This window comes from Klebsiella electrica (genome assembly GCF_006711645.1).
Taxonomy (GTDB): Bacteria; Pseudomonadota; Gammaproteobacteria; order Enterobacterales; family Enterobacteriaceae; genus Klebsiella; species Klebsiella electrica.
The window spans coordinates 5,225,757-5,243,619 of record NZ_CP041247.1 but is presented as its reverse complement, the minus strand read 5'-3'; the positions used below and the strand labels follow the sequence as shown (position 1 = coordinate 5,243,619).

Annotated in this window: 17 protein-coding genes; 3 read left to right on the top strand and 14 right to left on the bottom strand. The window is 53.3% G+C overall.

What is annotated here, in order from left to right:
• Positions 1 to 19 precede the first annotated feature (19 nt).
• From atpD to asnC, 12 genes are all read right to left on the bottom strand, one after another.
• Positions 20 to 1,402: a F0F1 ATP synthase subunit beta gene (atpD, locus tag Electrica_RS25055; RefSeq protein ID WP_004869217.1), complete on the bottom strand. Its 1,383-nt coding sequence runs from the start codon at positions 1,400 to 1,402 to the stop codon at positions 20 to 22.
• Between the two features lie 26 nt (positions 1,403 to 1,428).
• On the bottom strand, positions 1,429 to 2,292 hold the full coding sequence (atpG, locus tag Electrica_RS25050; RefSeq protein WP_004869218.1) for a F0F1 ATP synthase subunit gamma: 864 nt from the start codon (positions 2,290 to 2,292) through the stop codon (positions 1,429 to 1,431).
• Between the two features lie 50 nt (positions 2,293 to 2,342).
• Positions 2,343 to 3,884, bottom strand: a complete 1,542-nt coding sequence (gene atpA / locus Electrica_RS25045; RefSeq protein ID WP_100684575.1) for a F0F1 ATP synthase subunit alpha — start codon at positions 3,882 to 3,884, stop codon at positions 2,343 to 2,345.
• Between the two features lie 12 nt (positions 3,885 to 3,896).
• Complete coding sequence (gene atpH / locus Electrica_RS25040) at positions 3,897 to 4,430, bottom strand: F0F1 ATP synthase subunit delta (RefSeq protein ID WP_100684574.1); 534 nt, start codon at positions 4,428 to 4,430, stop codon at positions 3,897 to 3,899.
• 14 nt (positions 4,431 to 4,444) lie between these two features.
• On the bottom strand, positions 4,445 to 4,915 hold the full coding sequence (gene atpF / locus Electrica_RS25035) for a F0F1 ATP synthase subunit B (RefSeq protein WP_100684573.1): 471 nt from the start codon (positions 4,913 to 4,915) through the stop codon (positions 4,445 to 4,447).
• 54 nt (positions 4,916 to 4,969) lie between these two features.
• Positions 4,970 to 5,209, bottom strand: coding sequence for a F0F1 ATP synthase subunit C (atpE, locus tag Electrica_RS25030; RefSeq protein WP_000429386.1), 240 nt, complete (start codon positions 5,207 to 5,209; stop codon positions 4,970 to 4,972).
• A gap of 47 nt (positions 5,210 to 5,256) precedes the next feature.
• On the bottom strand, positions 5,257 to 6,072 hold the full coding sequence (gene atpB / locus Electrica_RS25025; RefSeq protein WP_131050138.1) for a F0F1 ATP synthase subunit A: 816 nt from the start codon (positions 6,070 to 6,072) through the stop codon (positions 5,257 to 5,259).
• A gap of 8 nt (positions 6,073 to 6,080) precedes the next feature.
• Positions 6,081 to 6,461: a F0F1 ATP synthase subunit I gene (atpI, locus tag Electrica_RS25020; RefSeq protein ID WP_131050137.1), complete on the bottom strand. Its 381-nt coding sequence runs from the start codon at positions 6,459 to 6,461 to the stop codon at positions 6,081 to 6,083.
• Between the two features lie 614 nt (positions 6,462 to 7,075).
• Entirely contained in the window at positions 7,076 to 7,699 is a 624-nt protein-coding gene (gene rsmG / locus Electrica_RS25015; RefSeq protein ID WP_131050136.1) for a 16S rRNA (guanine(527)-N(7))-methyltransferase RsmG, read from the bottom strand.
• A 115-nt stretch (positions 7,700 to 7,814) separates the two neighbouring features.
• On the bottom strand, positions 7,815 to 9,704 hold the full coding sequence (gene mnmG, locus Electrica_RS25010; RefSeq protein WP_142255818.1) for a tRNA uridine-5-carboxymethylaminomethyl(34) synthesis enzyme MnmG: 1,890 nt from the start codon (positions 9,702 to 9,704) through the stop codon (positions 7,815 to 7,817).
• Positions 9,705 to 10,085: 381 nt separating this feature from the next.
• Complete coding sequence (gene mioC / locus Electrica_RS25005; protein ID WP_131050135.1) at positions 10,086 to 10,526, bottom strand: FMN-binding protein MioC; 441 nt, start codon at positions 10,524 to 10,526, stop codon at positions 10,086 to 10,088.
• A gap of 91 nt (positions 10,527 to 10,617) precedes the next feature.
• On the bottom strand, positions 10,618 to 11,076 hold the full coding sequence (asnC, locus tag Electrica_RS25000) for a transcriptional regulator AsnC (RefSeq protein WP_100684567.1): 459 nt from the start codon (positions 11,074 to 11,076) through the stop codon (positions 10,618 to 10,620).
• A 152-nt stretch (positions 11,077 to 11,228) separates the two neighbouring features.
• Between asnC and asnA the strand changes: the two genes are divergently transcribed.
• On the top strand, positions 11,229 to 12,221 hold the full coding sequence (asnA, locus tag Electrica_RS24995; protein ID WP_142255817.1) for an aspartate--ammonia ligase: 993 nt from the start codon (positions 11,229 to 11,231) through the stop codon (positions 12,219 to 12,221).
• A 3-nt stretch (positions 12,222 to 12,224) separates the two neighbouring features.
• On the opposite strand, the gene viaA is transcribed toward asnA, so the two are convergent.
• Positions 12,225 to 13,673 carry an ATPase RavA stimulator ViaA gene (gene viaA, locus Electrica_RS24990; RefSeq protein ID WP_142255816.1) on the bottom strand — a complete coding sequence of 483 codons (1,449 nt, stop codon included), beginning with the start codon at positions 13,671 to 13,673 and terminating at the stop codon, positions 12,225 to 12,227.
• Positions 13,670 to 15,169, bottom strand: a complete 1,500-nt coding sequence (gene ravA, locus Electrica_RS24985; protein WP_100684564.1) for an ATPase RavA — start codon at positions 15,167 to 15,169, stop codon at positions 13,670 to 13,672. The genes viaA and ravA overlap by 4 nt, the downstream gene beginning before the upstream one ends.
• 217 nt (positions 15,170 to 15,386) lie before the next feature.
• Between ravA and kup the strand changes: the two genes are divergently transcribed.
• The gene (gene kup / locus Electrica_RS24980; RefSeq protein WP_100684563.1) at positions 15,387 to 17,255 is read left to right on the top strand and encodes a low affinity potassium transporter Kup; all 1,869 of its coding nucleotides are present in this window, start codon (positions 15,387 to 15,389) and stop codon (positions 17,253 to 17,255) included.
• Between the two features lie 185 nt (positions 17,256 to 17,440).
• Positions 17,441 to 17,860, top strand: coding sequence for a D-ribose pyranase (gene rbsD, locus Electrica_RS24975; RefSeq protein ID WP_131050132.1), 420 nt, complete (start codon positions 17,441 to 17,443; stop codon positions 17,858 to 17,860).
• The last annotated feature ends 3 nt before the right edge of the window (positions 17,861 to 17,863 follow it).

Below are 17,863 nucleotides of genomic sequence, written 5' to 3'. Positions count from 1 at the left end.
TCACCCTCCGATTAAGGCGTTAAAGTTTTTTGGCTTTTTCCACGGCTTCGTCGATAGAACCGACCATGTAGAACGCCTGCTCTGGCAGGTGATCGTATTCGCCTTCCATGATGCCTTTAAAGCCACGGATGGTGTCTTTCAGGGAGACGTACTTGCCCGGAGAACCGGTAAATACTTCTGCCACGAAGAACGGCTGGGACAGGAAGCGCTGAATCTTACGCGCGCGAGCTACCACCAGTTTGTCTTCTTCAGACAGTTCATCCATACCGAGGATGGCGATGATGTCTTTCAGTTCCTGATAACGTTGCAGCAGGGACTGTACGCCACGCGCGGTGTCATAGTGTTCCTGACCAACAACCAGCGGATCCAGCTGACGGCTGGTGGAGTCCAGCGGGTCAACGGCCGGGTAGATACCCAGAGACGCGATCTGACGGCTCAGTACCACGGTTGCATCTAAGTGCGCAAAGGTGGTGGCTGGTGACGGGTCAGTCAAGTCATCCGCAGGGACGTAGACGGCCTGTACGGAAGTGATAGAACCGGTTTTGGTGGAGGTGATACGTTCCTGCAGAACACCCATCTCTTCCGCCAGGGTCGGCTGATAACCTACCGCTGAAGGCATACGACCCAGCAGTGCGGATACTTCAGTACCGGCCAGGGTATAACGATAGATGTTATCGACGAACAGCAGAACGTCACGACCTTCGTCACGGAATTTCTCAGCCATGGTCAGGCCGGTCAGCGCAACGCGCAGACGGTTTCCCGGCGGCTCGTTCATCTGGCCATAAACCAGGGATACTTTATCCAGAACGTTGGAGTCGGTCATTTCGTGGTAGAAGTCGTTACCCTCACGAGTACGTTCACCTACGCCCGCAAACACGGAGTAACCGGAGTGCTCGATCGCGATGTTACGGATAAGCTCCATCATGTTTACGGTTTTACCTACGCCCGCACCACCGAACAGACCCACTTTACCGCCCTTAGCGAACGGACACATCAGGTCGATAACTTTGATGCCGGTTTCCAGCAGTTCCTGAGAGCTGGACAGCTCTTCATAGGACGGTGCTGCACGGTGAATAGCCCAACGCTCTTCTTCGCCGATGTCGCCTTTCATATCGATCGGCTGACCCAGCACGTTCATGATACGGCCCAGCGTTGCTTTACCAACCGGGACTTCGATCGGGTGCTCAAGGTCTTTAACTTCCAGACCACGACGCAGACCGTCAGAAGAACCCATGGCGATAGCACGTACGATACCACCGCCGAGCTGCTGCTGAACTTCCAGCACCAGGCTCTCATTACCATTCTGTACCTCAAGAGCATCGTACACGCGCGGTACGGCATCCTGAGGGAATTCGACGTCAACCACGGCGCCGATTACCTGGACAATTTTTCCAGTAGCCATCTTGAATCCTCTACGAATTAACCTGGTTATACCGCGGATGCACCACCGACGATCTCGGTGAGTTCCTGAGTAATGCTGGCCTGACGAGCTTTGTTGTATACCAACTGCAGCTCTTTAATCAGGCTGCCGCCATTATCGGTTGCGGCTTTCATCGCCACCATACGTGCGGCCTGCTCGCTGGCCAGGTTTTCTACCACGCCCTGATAAACCTGGGACTCGACATAACGGCGCAGGAGGGTATCCAGCAGCGCTTTCGGGTCTGGCTCATACAGATAATCCCAGGATTTACGCTTCAGCTCAGCATCTTCTGATGCCGGTAACGGCAGCAGCTGAGTGATGGTCGGAGTCTGGGACATGGTATTAATAAATTTGTTGCTGACAACGTACAGCTTGTCCAGACGGCCTTCATCATAGGCCTGCAACATCACTTTTACCGGGCCGATCAGTTCGGACAGCGATGGGTTATCCCCCATGCCAGTCACCTGGGCGACAATATTGCCGCCGACGGAACTAAAGAAAGATACGCCTTTAGAGCCGATCATTGCGATGTCGCACTGAACGCCTTTATCGGACCATACTTTCATATCTGCCAGCACTTTCTTGAACAGGTTAATGTTCAAGCCGCCGCACAGACCACGGTCGGTCGACACCACCAGGTAGCCCACGCGTTTAACGTCGCGTTCTTCCAGGTACGGGTGCTTATATTCCAGATTACCGTTTGCAAGGTGACCAATCACTTTGCGCATGGTATCTGCATAAGGACGGCTGGCCGCCATGCGCTCCTGCGATTTACGCATTTTGGAAGCGGCGACCATTTCCATCGCTTTAGTGATCTTTTGCGTGTTCTGGACGCTTGCGATCTTACTACGTATCTCTTTTGCGCCGGCCATGAACTTCTCCTCAATGCCTTGCGGCCTGCCCTAAGGCAAGCCGCCAGACTTTACCAGGACTGGGTTGCTTTAAAGGAGTCGAGGATGCTTTTCAGCTTGCCTTCGATCTCGTCGTTATAGCCACCGGTCTGGTTAATCTCTTGCATCAGCGGAGCGTGGTCACGGTCAACGTAAGCCAGCAGAGCGGCTTCGAAGCTACCGATTTTCGCCAGTTCCACATCTTCGAGGTAACCGCGTTCAGCAGCAAACAGGACCAGACCCTGCTGTGCTACAGACATCGGCGCATACTGTTTCTGTTTCAGCAGCTCGGTTACTTTCTGACCATGGCTCAGCTGTTTACGGGTTGCTTCATCCAGATCGGATGCGAACTGAGAGAACGCAGCCAGTTCACGATACTGCGCCAGCGCGGTACGGATACCACCGGACAGTTTCTTGATGATCTTGGTCTGAGCAGCACCACCCACACGGGATACGGAGATACCCGGGTTAACCGCAGGACGAATACCAGAGTTAAACAGGTTGGTTTCCAGGAAGATCTGACCATCGGTAATGGAAATTACGTTGGTCGGAACGAACGCAGAAACGTCACCCGCCTGGGTTTCGATAATCGGCAGCGCGGTCAGGGAGCCGGTTTTACCTTTGACTTCACCGTTGGTGAACTTCTCTACGTATTCCGCGTTAACGCGGGATGCGCGCTCCAGCAGACGGGAGTGGAGGTAGAACACGTCGCCCGGGAATGCTTCACGTCCTGGCGGACGACGGAGCAGCAGGGAAACCTGACGGTAAGCAACAGCCTGTTTAGACAGGTCATCGTAAACGATCAGCGCATCTTCACCGCGGTCGCGGAAGTATTCGCCCATTGCGCAACCGGCATACGGTGCCAGGTATTGCAGTGCAGCAGATTCAGAAGCGGTCGCCACGACAACGATAGTGTTGGACAGCGCGCCGTGTTCTTCCAGTTTACGCACCACGTTAGAAATGGTGGACGCTTTCTGGCCGATAGCCACGTAGACGCACTTGATACCGGAATCACGTTGGTTGATGATCGCATCGATTGCCATCGCGGTTTTACCGGTCTGACGGTCACCGATGATCAGCTCACGCTGGCCACGGCCGATTGGAATCATGGCATCGACGGATTTGTAACCGGTCTGTACCGGCTGATCGACGGACTGACGTTCGATAACGCCCGGAGCGATAACTTCGATTGGCGAGAAGCCATCGTGCTCAACCGGACCTTTACCGTCGATAGGCGCACCCAGGGTGTTCACCACGCGACCCAGCAGGCCGCGGCCAACCGGAACTTCAAGGATACGGCCAGTACATTTAACCTTCATGCCTTCGGCGAGGTCGGCGTACGGACCCATCACCACCGCACCTACGGAGTCGCGCTCCAGGTTCAGTGCGATAGCGTAACGGTTACCCGGCAGGGAAATCATCTCACCCTGCATACAATCGGCCAGGCCGTGGATGCGGATAACACCGTCACTGACGGAAACAATAGTACCTTCGTTGTGAGCTTCGCTCACCACATTGAACTGAGCAATGCGCTGCTTGATCAGTTCGCTGATTTCGGTGGAATTCAGTTGCATGCTCCAGTCCCCTTAAGACTGCAAGACGTCTGCAAGGCGATCAAGACGGCCGCGTACGCTACCATCAATGACCATATCACCCGCACGGATGATAACACCTGCCATAACAGACTTATCGATTTTGCAATTCAGCTTAACTTTGCGTGACAGACGTTTTTCCATCGCGCCGACGATCTTCTCAAGCTGTGCTTCACTCAACCGGGAGGCAGAAATAACATCTACCTCTGCGGTTGCCTCACTGGCAGCGCGCAGGTGAATGAACTGCTCAAGAACATCCGGGAGCACTTGCAGACGACCATTTTCAGCCATAACCCGAATCAGGTTCTGGCCATTTTCGTCCAGTTGCTCACCGCATACCGCAATGAACGCGTCAGAGAGCGTTTCCGGCGCCAGAGCACCGGACAGAAGCTCTGCCATTTGTTCGTTTTTCGTCACTTCAGCAGCAAACGCCAGCATATCCTGCCAGCGTTCGACACTTTTGTGTTCGACGGCAAAGTCAAAAGCTGCTTTGGCGTAGGGGCGAGCTACCGTTACAAATTCAGACATCAGCCCCTCCCTCCTTACAGTTCAGCGACAAGTTTGTCCACGATGTCGCTGTTAGCAGCTTCATCCACGGAACGTTCGATGATCTTCTCGGCGCCAGCAACAGCCAGGATTGCGACCTGCTTACGCAGCTCCTCGCGAGCACGTTTACGTTCGGCATCAATTTCAGCCTGCGCCTGTGCGACGATTTTGGTGCGTTCCTGTTCTGCTTCAGCTTTAGCTTCGTCCAGCATCTGAGCGCGACGCTTGTTCGCCTGCTCGATGATGACCTGGGCTTCCGCTTTCGCTTTTTTCAGCTGGTCGGTCGCGTTGGCCTGTGCAAGGTCCAAATCTTTCTTAGCGCGTTCTGCAGAAGCCAAACCGTCGGAAATCTCTTTCTGACGCTTTTCGATGGCAGCCATTAAAGGCGGCCATACGTACTTCATGCAGAACCATACGAAAAGAACAAACGCGATGGCCTGGCCGAGGATTGTTGCGTTCATGTTCACAGCACAATACCTCTTAAATTAACTCTGTGGCTTAGGTTTCTTTCGAACAACTTACTACGCGACAGCAAACATCACGTACAGACCCAGACCTACAGCGATCATCGGGATAGCATCCACCAGACCCATAACGATAAAGAACTGAGTACGCAGCAGAGGAATCAGATCCGGTTGACGCGCTGCGCCTTCCAGGAATTTGCCCCCGAGGATGCCGATACCGATCGCAGCACCGATCGCCGCCAGACCCATCATCACAGCGGCAGCCATGTACAGCAGATCCATATTCAGGTTTTCCATGACAGTCTCCAGTTTGTTTCAGTAAAAACGTAGTATGTTGGTAAAAATCAATGCTCTTCAGATGCCATCGACAGATAGACGATCGTCAGAACCATGAAGATGAAGGCTTGCAGCGTAATAATCAGGATGTGGAAAATGGCCCATGGCACATTCAGAACCCACTGTGACCACCACGGCAGCAGACCAGCAATCAGAATGAAAATCAGCTCACCGGCATACATGTTGCCGAACAGTCGCAGACCCAGTGAAACCGGTTTGGACAGCAGGCTTACCCCTTCAAGGATTAAGTTGACAGGAATGAACGCCCAGTGATTGAACGGCTGCAGCGTCAGTTCTTTAACGAACCCACCCACGCCTTTCATTTTGATGCTGTAGAAAAGAATCAGGATAAACACGCCAAGCGCCATCGACAGGGTGATGTTCACGTCAGCAGACGGAACCACGCGCAGTGCAGGCAGGCCGAAAATGTGTTCACCGATATAAGGAATCAGGTCGATTGGCAGCAGGTCCATCAGGTTCATCAGGAATACCCAGACAAACACGGTGAGGGCCAGCGGAGCAATCAGCTTGCTCTTGCCATGATACATGTCTTTGACGCTGCCATGGACGAAGCCGATGGTCATCTCGATAGCCGTCTGGAGTTTACCAGGAACACCGCTGGTCGCTTTTTTGGCAACGCTACGGAAAATGGTAAGGAACAACAGACCGAGCACCACTGAGAAGAACATGGAGTCAATGTTGAGCGTCCAGAAGGTGGCCGGGGGGTTGTGCGGATCCACCAGCGAGAATGTACGCAGATCAATCTGAAGGTTCTTCAGATGGTGACCTATGTAATCCTGCGGCGTCATATTTTCTGCAGCCATGATGCCTTTTACCCTTTGTTGTTAATTACAGCTGGTGCCAGAATTTGTACCACCAGCACCAAAACCCACGTCACTATCAGCGGCATGAATACCACTTTGAATACGGCCAGCGCCACCGCGAGGAGGGCAAAGGTCAGCAACACCTTAAAAGCTTCGCCGAAGGCGAAGGTCCAGGCCACACGGCCTTTAGATGGTGTATGCGCCTGATGACGCCAGGCAAAAATCATAAACAACATGTTTGGCAAAACAACCGCCAAACCCCCGCATACTGCGGAGATGCCCCAGAAGGGGTCTTTTAGGCTGAACAGCAGTCCACTTGCTATTACTGCCAGTAACTGAATAAACAGAAGCTTACGAGCAACGTTTCGACTCAAGAGCGACACAGACATCACGTTTTTACTCCTGCTCCCTTCGAGGTATGTCGCGTGTCGTATAAAACGTCCTTTAAGACGAAGAGTCAAGCATCAAAAAGCGGACAAATTATACGGTGACGCCCCGTGATTTCAAACAATAAGTAGCAAAATAGTGAATAAATGTTTAATTATTTTCCAGCAGGCAACTTTTCCTGCATTTTGCCAATCTGTGAGCCGTCATACGAAACTGCAAATACTGAGAAAACACAGAGATTAAAGCGTGCACCAGATCACATATTAAACATTTTAGAGTAAAGCGAATTAATTCCATTCATAAATTGTCTGTTTTCATCTTTTTGATATTAAAGATAAAAAATGAGCAGTTTTTATAAAACAACCGCGCATACAATGAAAACCTTTTATTGACATTTATAATAAATATTTAACATCCGTATGCCTTGCCAGTCGCTCGATTTTTAGCGTCCTGATATTTTCAATGTTGACTATTTTACCAGTAAACCAACCGTCAAAGTTAACCCTGGGATAACCCATGGTAAAAACATGGTTAAAAGGCGCCGCGAATCGCGCGCAGTGACATTTATTTTTGTAACATGCGGCGGTCTGATTTTTTTCACATTTTTTGATAAAAACTAAATCATTTTTGGCTTAATAACCACCAGGTGACGCTCCCCTTCCAGCGCAGGAACATGCAACCTGATAATCTCGCTGACGGTGTATCCTTCGGGAAGATTTGCCATTTCATCTTCCTGAGCCACTCCTTTCAACGCATAGAAACAGCCGGTTTCTGACGGCAGATGATGGCACCAGCTGACCATGTCGTTCAGCGAGGCAAATGCGCGGCTGATGACGCCATCGAACGGCGGTTCTGCAGGGAAATCTTCCACGCGGCTCTGTACCGGGGCGATATTCTCCAGTTTTAACTCATGCTGGACCTGGCGAAGAAAACGCACGCGCTTGCCGAGGCTGTCCAGCAGCGTGAAATGTGCTTGCGGGAGCACTATCGCCAGCGGGATTCCCGGCAGCCCTGGTCCTGTTCCAACGTCGATAAAACGCGTTCCCTGCAGGTACGGCGCAACAACAATGCTATCGAGGATATGGCGAATCAGCATCTCATTCGGATCGCGAACGGAAGTCAGATTGTAGGCTTTGTTCCACTTATCCAGCATGCCAACATAGGCCACCAGCTGGTTTTTCTGGTGATCGGTGAGCGAAATACCGGCCTCAGCCAGCAGACGAGAAAGTTTGTTGAGCACGTTCAGTACCTGTCCAGAAATAATGAGCCCGGAGGCGATGACGCTTACCGGGCCGGTGAATCAAAAAGGGCGGAGAAGCAGCCTGCTATCCGCCAAATTCCGCCTGTCGGGGCAATCAGGCGCTGCGGCGCAGCATCCCCTGCTTTTTCAACCAGACCAGCAAAATAGAAATCGCCGCTGGCGTGATGCCGGAAATACGCGAAGCCTGGCCGATTGAAGACGGTTTGTGATCGTTAAGCTTGGCAATCACTTCATTCGACAACCCGATCACCTGACGATAATCAAGCGTTGCCGGCAGGATCGTATTCTCATTACGCTGCTGTCTTTCGATCTCTTCCTGCTGACGAGCGATATATCCTTCGTACTTCACCTGGATCTCAACCTGCTCTGCAGCCTGCGCATCTTCCAGGCCCGGCGAGAACGGTGACAGCTGAACCAGCTGCTCATAGGTCATTTCCGGACGACGGAGCAAATCTTCCCCGCTCGCTTCGCGAGACAGTGGCGCAGACAGATGCGCATTGACTTGTTCCACGCTGTCTGCCGCCGGGTAAACCCAGGTGGATTTCAGACGTTGACGCTCAAGCTCAATGCTTTCCAGCTTCTCGTTGAATCGCGCCCAGCGTTCATCATCGACCAGACCCAGTTCGCGCCCCTGTTCCGTCAGACGCAGATCGGCATTATCTTCGCGCAGCATCAGACGATATTCGGCGCGTGAAGTAAACATCCGGTACGGTTCTTTGGTTCCCAGCGTACACAGATCGTCGACCAGCACACCGAGGTAGGCTTCTGAACGCGCCGGCGCCCAGCCCTCTTTTTCCGCTGAGAAACGACTGGCGTTCAGGCCGGCAAGCAGTCCCTGAGCAGCGGCTTCTTCGTAACCGGTGGTACCGTTAATCTGTCCGGCAAAGAACAGACCGTGGATATATTTGCTTTCCAGCGTCGGCTTCAGGTCACGCGGGTCGAAGAAATCGTACTCAATAGCGTAGCCTGGACGAACGATTCTGGCGTTCTCCATACCCTGCATTGAGCGAACAATCTGCATTTGTACGTCAAACGGCAGGCTGGTGGAGATACCGTTCGGATAAATTTCGTTAGAGGTCAGCCCTTCCGGCTCGAGGAAGATCTGGTGCTGGTTGCGATCGGCAAAGCGCATCACTTTATCTTCGATCGACGGGCAGTAGCGCGGACCGATCCCTTCAATCACCCCGGCATACATCGGGCTGCGATCGAGATTATTGCGGATCACATCGTGGGTTTTCTCGTTGGTATGGGTGATATAGCACGGTACCTGCTGCGGATGCTGAGCCGCATTGCCCATGAACGAGAAGACCGGCATGGGATTATCACCATGCTGCTGCGCCAGAACGCTGAAATCGATGGTACGGGCGTCAATACGCGGCGGCGTCCCGGTTTTCAGGCGACTGACCCGCAGCGGCAGCTCACGTAAACGGCGAGAAAGCGGGATCGACGGCGGATCGCCTGCGCGGCCACCGCTGTAGTTATCCAGCCCGATATGGATCTTGCCGTCAAGGAAGGTGCCGACGGTCAGGACCACCGCTTTAGCGCGGAATTTCAGTCCCATCTGGGTAACGGCGCCGACAACCCGATCGTTTTCGACAATCAGATCCTCCACCGCCTGCTGGAAGATCATCAGATTTGGCTGGTTTTCCAACGCCGTGCGCACCGCCTGACGATAGAGCACGCGGTCTGCCTGAGCTCGCGTCGCCCGTACCGCCGGGCCTTTGCTGGCGTTTAGTATCCTAAACTGAATGCCTGCCTGGTCGATCGCTTTCGCCATCAGTCCGCCAAGCGCATCCACTTCTTTTACCAGGTGTCCTTTCCCAATGCCGCCAATCGCCGGGTTGCAGCTCATCTGCCCCAGGGTGTCGATATTGTGTGTCAAAAGCAGGGTCTGCTGACCCATCCGCGCTGCGGCCATCGCGGCCTCAGTGCCTGCATGACCCCCGCCAATGATGATGACGTCAAAAGGATCCTGATAAAACATGGTGGTATGCCTCGCATAAAGCGGTTTGAAAATAGATTGAAGCCCGGGCCGTGGATTCTACTCAACTTTAGCCTTTCGAGAAAGCTCCGGGATCTTGAGTATTAAAAAGAAGATCTTTTATTTAGAGATCTGTTTTACTGTGATCTCTTATTAGGATCGAACCTTTCTGTGGATAAGCCCGATCTGCGGTTTAAGATCAAATATTTAAGAAGGATCACTATCTGTGAATGATCGGTGATCCTGTTCCGTATAAGCTGGGATCAAAATGAAGGGTTATACACAGGTCAAAAAGCAGCCACGGCTTATACTTTGGATAACTACCGGTTGATCAGAGCTTTTAAGTATAGTTATCCACAGAAGATCGAACGATATTTACAAAACTTAGAGCAAATCTTTCCAGGATCCGACCCAAATCTCAGCCGGATCTTCCGGAATTTCATGTTCCAGGACATTTATCTTCAGCGTTTCGCCGAGCTGTTGTGCACCACATGCCTTCAATGCGCTGTCGATTTTGTCGATGGCGCCGCAGAAGGTGTCGTATTCGCGGCTGCCGATGCCGATGGCGCCAAAACGAACGGTGGACAGGTCTGCCTGCTTTTCCTGAAGCGCTTCATAGAACGGCAGCAGATTATCAGGGATATCCCCCGCGCCATGTGTAGAGGAGATAACTAACCAGATCCCCTCGGCCTGCAGATCCTCGATCAACGGACCGTGCTGGATTTCGGTGCTGTAGCCCGCCTCTTCCAGCTTTTCAGCCAGATGCTCCGCTACATATTCCGCACTGCCCAGGGTACTGCCGCTGATAAGCGTAATGTCTGCCATGATCGCCTGCTCAATTATTCAGAGTGGCACATTGTACGCTGTGTGAGAGCTGGGATCTACCTGTGGAAAATGTGGGATTAAAAAAGCCCGATCACGGGCGGATAGTCCGCATGATCGGGTTCTGCAGGGAGATCAGGGTCTCGGTGGACTGAATTTCATCGATTGTTTGGATCTTGTTGATAAGTACCTGCTGGAGGGCATCGATCGAGCGGCACATTACCTTAATAAAGATGCTGTAGTGCCCGGTGGTGTAATACGCTTCGGTCACTTCATCCAGCGCGTTCAGCTTTTCCAGGGCGGAAGGATAGTCTTTGGCGCTTTTAAGGATAATGCCGATAAAGCAGCAGACGTCGTAGCCGAGTTGTTTAGGGTTTACGTCAATGCGCGCGCCGGTGATGATACCCGCCTGTTTCATCTTCTCCACGCGAACATGAATCGTCCCCGGGCTGACGCCAAACTGTTTGGCCAGTTCAGCATAGGCGGTACGGGCATTGGTCATTAACGCTTCCAGAATGCCGCGGTCCAGATTGTCGATCTGATAATTTTCCATAGGTTTTTCTTATGATGTTTGAGGATTCTTTCTATATTAGCCATATATTTTAATGAATCAAAAGTGAACATGGCTTTTTGTTGTTTGATTATTGAATTGGTAGCCATTTTTGTTGCTTAATCAATATCAACAGGACGCAGGAGCCATAAAAAATGAAAACCGCATACATCGCAAAACAACGCCAGATTAGTTTCGTTAAGTCTCACTTTTCCCGCCAGCTGGAAGAGAAACTTGGTCTGATTGAAGTCCAGGCGCCTATCTTAAGCCGCGTAGGAGATGGGACTCAGGACAACCTGTCTGGTTGCGAGAAAGCGGTTCAGGTGAAAGTGAAAACACTGCCAGACGCCCGGTTCGAAGTGGTTCATTCACTGGCGAAGTGGAAACGTCAAACCCTGGGACAACACGACTTCAGCGCGGGCGAAGGGCTGTACACGCACATGAAGGCCCTTCGCCCCGATGAAGACCGCCTGACCGCTATTCACTCTGTCTACGTTGACCAGTGGGACTGGGAGCGCGTGATGGGGGATGGCGAGCGCCATCTCGGTACGCTGAAATCCACCGTTGAGGCTATCTACGCCGGGATCAAAGCGACCGAAGCCGCAGTGAGCAAAGAGTTTGGTCTGGCACCGTTCCTGCCGGAATCGATCCACTTTGTCCACAGTCAGGAACTGCTGAGCCGTTTCCCGGATCTGGATGCCAAAGGCCGTGAGCGGGCGATCGCCAAACAGCTGGGCGCGGTATTTCTGATTGGGATTGGCGGCAAGTTATCCGACGGTAAGCGCCATGACGTTCGTGCCCCGGATTATGATGACTGGAGCAGCACGGGGGAGGGTGAATTTGCCGGTCTGAACGGCGATATCCTGGTGTGGAACCCGGTGCTGGAAGATGCGTTTGAGCTCTCTTCTATGGGGATCCGCGTGGATGCCGACGCTCTCAAGCGTCAGCTGGCGGTCACCGGTGATGAAGACCGTCTCAAGCTGGAGTGGCACCAGGCGTTGCTGCGCGGTGAAATGCCGCAGACTATTGGCGGCGGCATTGGTCAATCCCGGCTTACCATGCTGCTGTTGCAGCTGGATCATATCGGCCAGGTACAGTGCGGCGTATGGCCGACGCAGGTACGTGAAAGCGTTGCCGCTCTGCTGTAACCATTAACGCCGCCAGCGTCGCAGCAGGCGGCTACGTAACCCGGTATCAAAGCGCCAGATATGATCGAAGATGCGCATAATGCCGGGTTTGCCATGTACAGACATCGCCACCGCATGAAAGCGATGATGATGCTTGCGCTGTAGCTCCCCCACCTTATTGATTACCTCGTCCGGCAGCCGCTGGGCAATAAAATCGGAAATCACCACCGCGTCGGCATCGACCCACTGCGGATTTTGCATTCGCTCGATGATGGAACGGAAACAGCTGGCTAGATCCGTGCCGCCGCGAAAACGCTGGCTCAGAAAGCGGATCGCCTGCTCCAGGCCCTGCGGGCCCGTCAGCTCGTAGTGCACGACTTCACTGGAGAACAGCATAATAAAGCAGCGGCGATTGTCGGCCAGCGCCACCCGCATTAAGGCCAGGCAAAACGCCTTGGCACACTGTTCGTTGAAACCGCCCATCGAGCCGGAAGTATCGACGCAGACGATAAACGGTCCGCGCGGCTGTTCGTCAAAATCTTGCCGGGTCACCGGCCTCTCGGTGATTTTTTCCCGCCAGGCGTCGCCATGTAAGCGATAGGTCAGCAGCTGCTTTTCTACCAGCTTACGATAGAACTCGAATTCCAGTTCAGTTATCCCCAGCGTCGCCAGCTCCGGCGGGAGCAGGCGCAGGATATCATCGCTCTGTTGCAGGCCATCAACCTGTTCCGGTACCGTTGCCGGCTCACGAACCAGGCTGCGAAAAGCTTCCATCGGCGCATCTTTTTTCGGCACCGATTTGGCTTCCCGCGAGCGGCCTAACTGTTCAGCCAGCTGCATCAGTTCCGGCTGCTGGCTGAGAAAGTCGCCGTAGCGAATGATCAGCTGATAGTCGCCGCGCTTCAGCTCGCCGGCGCTCATATCCCACAGCCGACCCGCGGCGTTATCGTTCTCCACCAGCACCGGCTCCAGCTGCCCGCTGAGGGTCATCCTCTCCTGGACTTCGCTCAGCAGCTGATCGCGTTCTTCATCCAGTAGCTGCTGGTTGAGTGTGGTTGCCTGCACCACCAGGCTCAGACGCCAGCGCTGTAAAAACAGGGTATGGAGCGCGGGCGTGAAGGCGGCATTGTTATCCACCAGCTGCTGCGCCTGGGCGGCAAACGGCGAGTGCAGTTGATGCAGCTGGCCAAGGATCTGCGGAAGCTGCACGATAAACTGCGAGGTGGAGAGCAGTTGCGAGCGCTGATAGTGCTGTACTTCAATATCCAGCTCAGGCGGGATTGACGTCTCTTTGAGTCGGGCTCTGACGGCCTCTCGCCAGCGCGGAATATCGGCGGCGATAATATTCTTCAGGCGCGGAAATTTTTCGAAGAACACGGCAAGCTGAGGAGAGGCCAGCAGCGCCAGCAGCATCTCTTCGATCATCCCCTCTTCGCTGACTGCCAGCATGACATTCAGCATATCCAGCGTCATGGCTGCCGCGCCTGTTTAATCTGCGCGCCGACGTCCTGCAGGCTGGCTTCAATACGCCCTAGCCAGTCGCCGGGAATAAACAGACATTTTTGCTGTTCGCTAAAGCGGTTATGTTGCTGGTGCCACTCGTCATCCAGCGCTTCCAGCTGCTGGCGGATTTCCACCGGCATGTTTTCTTGCGATTCGCTGCCGGGCAACGAAAGGCGGGAGCCTTGCAGGCTGACGTCGCGAACGACCAGATGCTGGCTGGCATCGACATCGATATTCAGCGGCTGGGCGAAACCAATGCCGTTAAGCTTGCCGCGGATTTCACCGCCTTTTTCCAGCCAGTGCGAGAGTTCTTCGCGGACGAAGGTAATATGAATCACTTCCATATCGTGCAGCTTAAGCGGCTGCTGGAGCAGCAGGGTCAGCGTGGTATCCTTGAGTTCAGACGGTAATTCATAATGCGGCTTACGGCTGAACATCCCGCCGAGGCGCGTGACCTTCAGCGCGGTTTTGTCACTGTGCTGCTGTTGGATTTGGATGCGTCTTTGGGTGATAGCGCCCAGTTTGCTCAGCATGGCCTGCTGCTGCCAGGCATGGCTGGTCATCAAGATTTCCAACTGCTGCGCCATCAGGTTCATGCTTTCGATATCGTGCCACAGGCAATCTTTCAGCAAAATCAGGTCGATAGGGGCAATCGTATCCCGGCCGCTAAAGAAAGCGCTGGCCTGCAGCAGCCGAATGGCCTTTTTCCAGCGCCGATCCGAGACATACGGCGAACCGGGTAACGTATCCAGCTGCTGGCGGAGCTGAAAGATAAGTTCAAACACGCTATCCGTGAGCTTCACGGCGCTGATATCCTGCTGCCACTGCCGGAACTCTTCATCGCTGACCTGCAGGCTGGCGGGAACCGGGTTGCTGTTTTCATCCTGCTGGCTTACCAGCATCGAGCGGAAGTTCGTTTTGTCCTGGACCTTATCCAGCCATAAACGGATGAGCATGCGATCGTACAGCGCTTCAAGGCTGCTGTCCGTTTCCGGTAATTCGTTTGAAGCCGCCACCAGCAGGCGCATGGGGATTTTTTCTTCTTTCGCCCCGTTGCGAAAATGCCGTTCGTTGATTGCGGTCAGTAAGGTGTTGAGGATAGCCGGGCCGGCTTTCCAGATTTCGTCGAGGAAGACGATTTCGGCTTCCGGAAGATAGCCTGTCGTCAGGCGCTCGTAGCGCCCTTCATCCTTCAGCGCCTGGATGGAGAGTGGGCCAAAAACTTCTTCCGGAGTGGAAAAGCGGGTCATCAGATATTCAAAGGCGCGGGCTTGCTGAAAGGCGAATTTGAGGCGGCGGGCGATCAGGCTTTTAGCGATGCCCGGCGGACCGAGTAAAAAAACGCTTTCGCCGCTGAGGGCGGCAAGCAGGCAGAGTCGTATCGCGTGACTGCGTTCGAACAAGCCTTTTTCGAGGGAGGCGCTGAGCCGGGAAATTCTTTCTGCCAGTAAATGTGATTGAGCCATAATTGAGTTGCGTGCTTTTTCATGTGTCGTTATTGATTCGAGTATAGATGTTTGGTTAGGGATGGTAATAGCCTGAAGAATCGATTTATTTTCTTTGAGTCAGGTTAATATGATGTTAGTTAGGGGTACGATTCAGCAAATAATCGTGCATACTGTGCGCTTTTTGTGGGCCAAGGGACTAGGCACACATTTGTTTTATAAACGAAAAGACTAGTCTATGAGCACTGATAATAAGCAATCGCTGCCAGCAATAACGCTGGCGGCTATCGGCGTGGTATACGGAGATATCGGTACCAGTCCGCTGTATACACTTCGGGAATGTCTGTCTGGTCAGTTTGGCTTTGGCGTTGAACGTGATGCTGTTTTTGGCTTTCTGTCGCTAATATTCTGGCTGTTGATCTTTACCGTATCACTCAAATATATCACCTTTGTCATGCGCGCAGATAACGCCGGTGAAGGGGGGATCCTGACGCTGATGTCGCTGGCGGGCCGCAATACGTCCGCGCGAATGACGTCGGTTCTGGTGATTCTTGGCCTGATTGGCGGCAGCTTCTTCTATGGCGAAGTGGTGATTACGCCGGCGATTTCGGTTATGTCGGCGATTGAAGGGCTGGAAATTATCGCCCCTGATCTGGATACCTGGATTGTCCCCATCTCCATTATCGTGTTGACGCTGCTGTTTGCTATCCAGAAGCACGGTACCGGTATGGTCGGCAAGCTGTTTGCGCCGATTATGCTGATTTGGTTCCTGCTGCTGGCGGTGCTGGGCGCGCGCAGCATTATCGCCAACCCGGAAGTGCTGCAGGCGCTAAACCCTTACTGGGCGGTTCATTTCTTCCTTGAATATAAAACCGTCTCTTTTGTTGCGCTGGGCGCGGTAGTGCTGTCCATTACCGGTGTCGAAGCGCTGTATGCGGATATGGGGCACTTTGGCAAACTACCGATTCGCCTGGCCTGGTTTTCGGTGGTACTGCCCTCGCTGGTGCTGAACTACTTTGGTCAGGGGGCGCTGCTGTTACAGCACCCGGAAGCGATCAAAAACCCCTTCTTCCTGCTGGCCCCTGAATGGGCGCTGATTCCGATGCTGATTATTGCCGCGCTGGCGACGGTTATCGCCTCGCAGGCGGTCATTTCCGGGGTCTTTTCGCTGACTCGCCAGGCGGTCCGTCTGGGATATCTGTCGCCGATGCGGATTATTCATACCTCGGAAATGGAGTCCGGACAGATTTATATTCCGTTCATCAACTGGCTGCTGTATGTCTCGGTGGTCATCGTGATTATCAACTTCGAACACTCTTCGAACCTGGCGGCGGCGTACGGGATCGCGGTAACGGGAACCATGGTGCTGACCACGATTCTCTTCACTACGGTTGCGCGTAAAAACTGGCACTGGAATAAGTTCTTTGTGGCGTTGTTCTTTATTGCCTTTATGAGCATTGATTTTCCGCTGTTCTCGGCCAACCTCGATAAGATTGTTTCCGGCGGCTGGCTGCCGTTAACGCTGGGTCTGGTGATGTTCACCGTGATGACGACCTGGAAAAGCGAACGTTTCCGTCTGCTGCGTCGGATGCATGAACACGGTAACTCTCTGGAAGCGATGATCTCTTCCCTGGAGAAATCACCGCCGGTTCGCGTACCGGGAACCGCCGTGTATATGTCCCGTGCGTTGAACGTGATTCCTTTTGCGCTGCTGCATAACCTCAAGCACAACAAGGTACTGCACGAACGCGTGATTCTGCTGACGCTGCGTACTGAAGACGCGCCTTATGTGCATAACGTTCGTCGCGTGCAGATTGAGCAGATTTCACCGTCTTTCTGGCGCGTGGTCGCCAGCTACGGCTGGCGCGAAACGCCAAACGTGGAAGAGGTGTTCCATCGCTGCGGGCTGGAAGGTCTGAGCTGCCGGATGATGGAGACCTCGTTCTTTATGTCGCATGAGTCGTTGATTATCGGCAAACGGCCTTGGTATTTGCGTCTGCGCGGAAAACTGTACCTCCTGCTGCAGCGTAACGCCCTGAGGGCGCCGGATCAGTTTGAAATCCCGCCAAACCGGGTAATTGAACTCGGTACCCAGGTCGAAATCTGATGCTCTGAAGCCCTTCCTCGTGAAGGGCTTTTTTTGCTTTTTTGCCCCGCTTCACTTTTCCTTTCCGGCGTTTGCGAAACGTTTCGATGGCGATCACATTTCTCTCTTCTGGTGATGGTTTTTCGTGCGCGTATTGACAATACTTATGACAGCGAAACGTTTCGCTAGTGGAGCAAAAGAGAAAAATGAAAAAAGGCACCGTACTTAACGCTGATATTTCTTCGGTTATCTCCCGCCTGGGTCATACCGATACGCTGGTGGTCTGCGATGCCGGTTTACCGGTTCCCCGCAGCAGCGCGCGCATCGATATGGCATTAACCCATGGCGTTCCCTCCTTTATGCAGGTTCTGGAGGTGGTAACGGCGGAAATGCAGGTTGAGGCGGCGATCCTCGCGGAAGAGATAAAGACTCACAATCCGCAGCTCCATGCGACGTTGCTCACTCACCTTGAGCTGCTGCAGCAATACCAGGGAAATACCATTGACATTCGTTACACCAGTCATGAGCAGTTTAAAAAACAAACCGCAGACAGTCAGGCGGTGATTCGCAGCGGGGAGTGTTCCCCGTATGCGAACGTTATTCTCTGTGCCGGCGTCACGTTCTGAGGT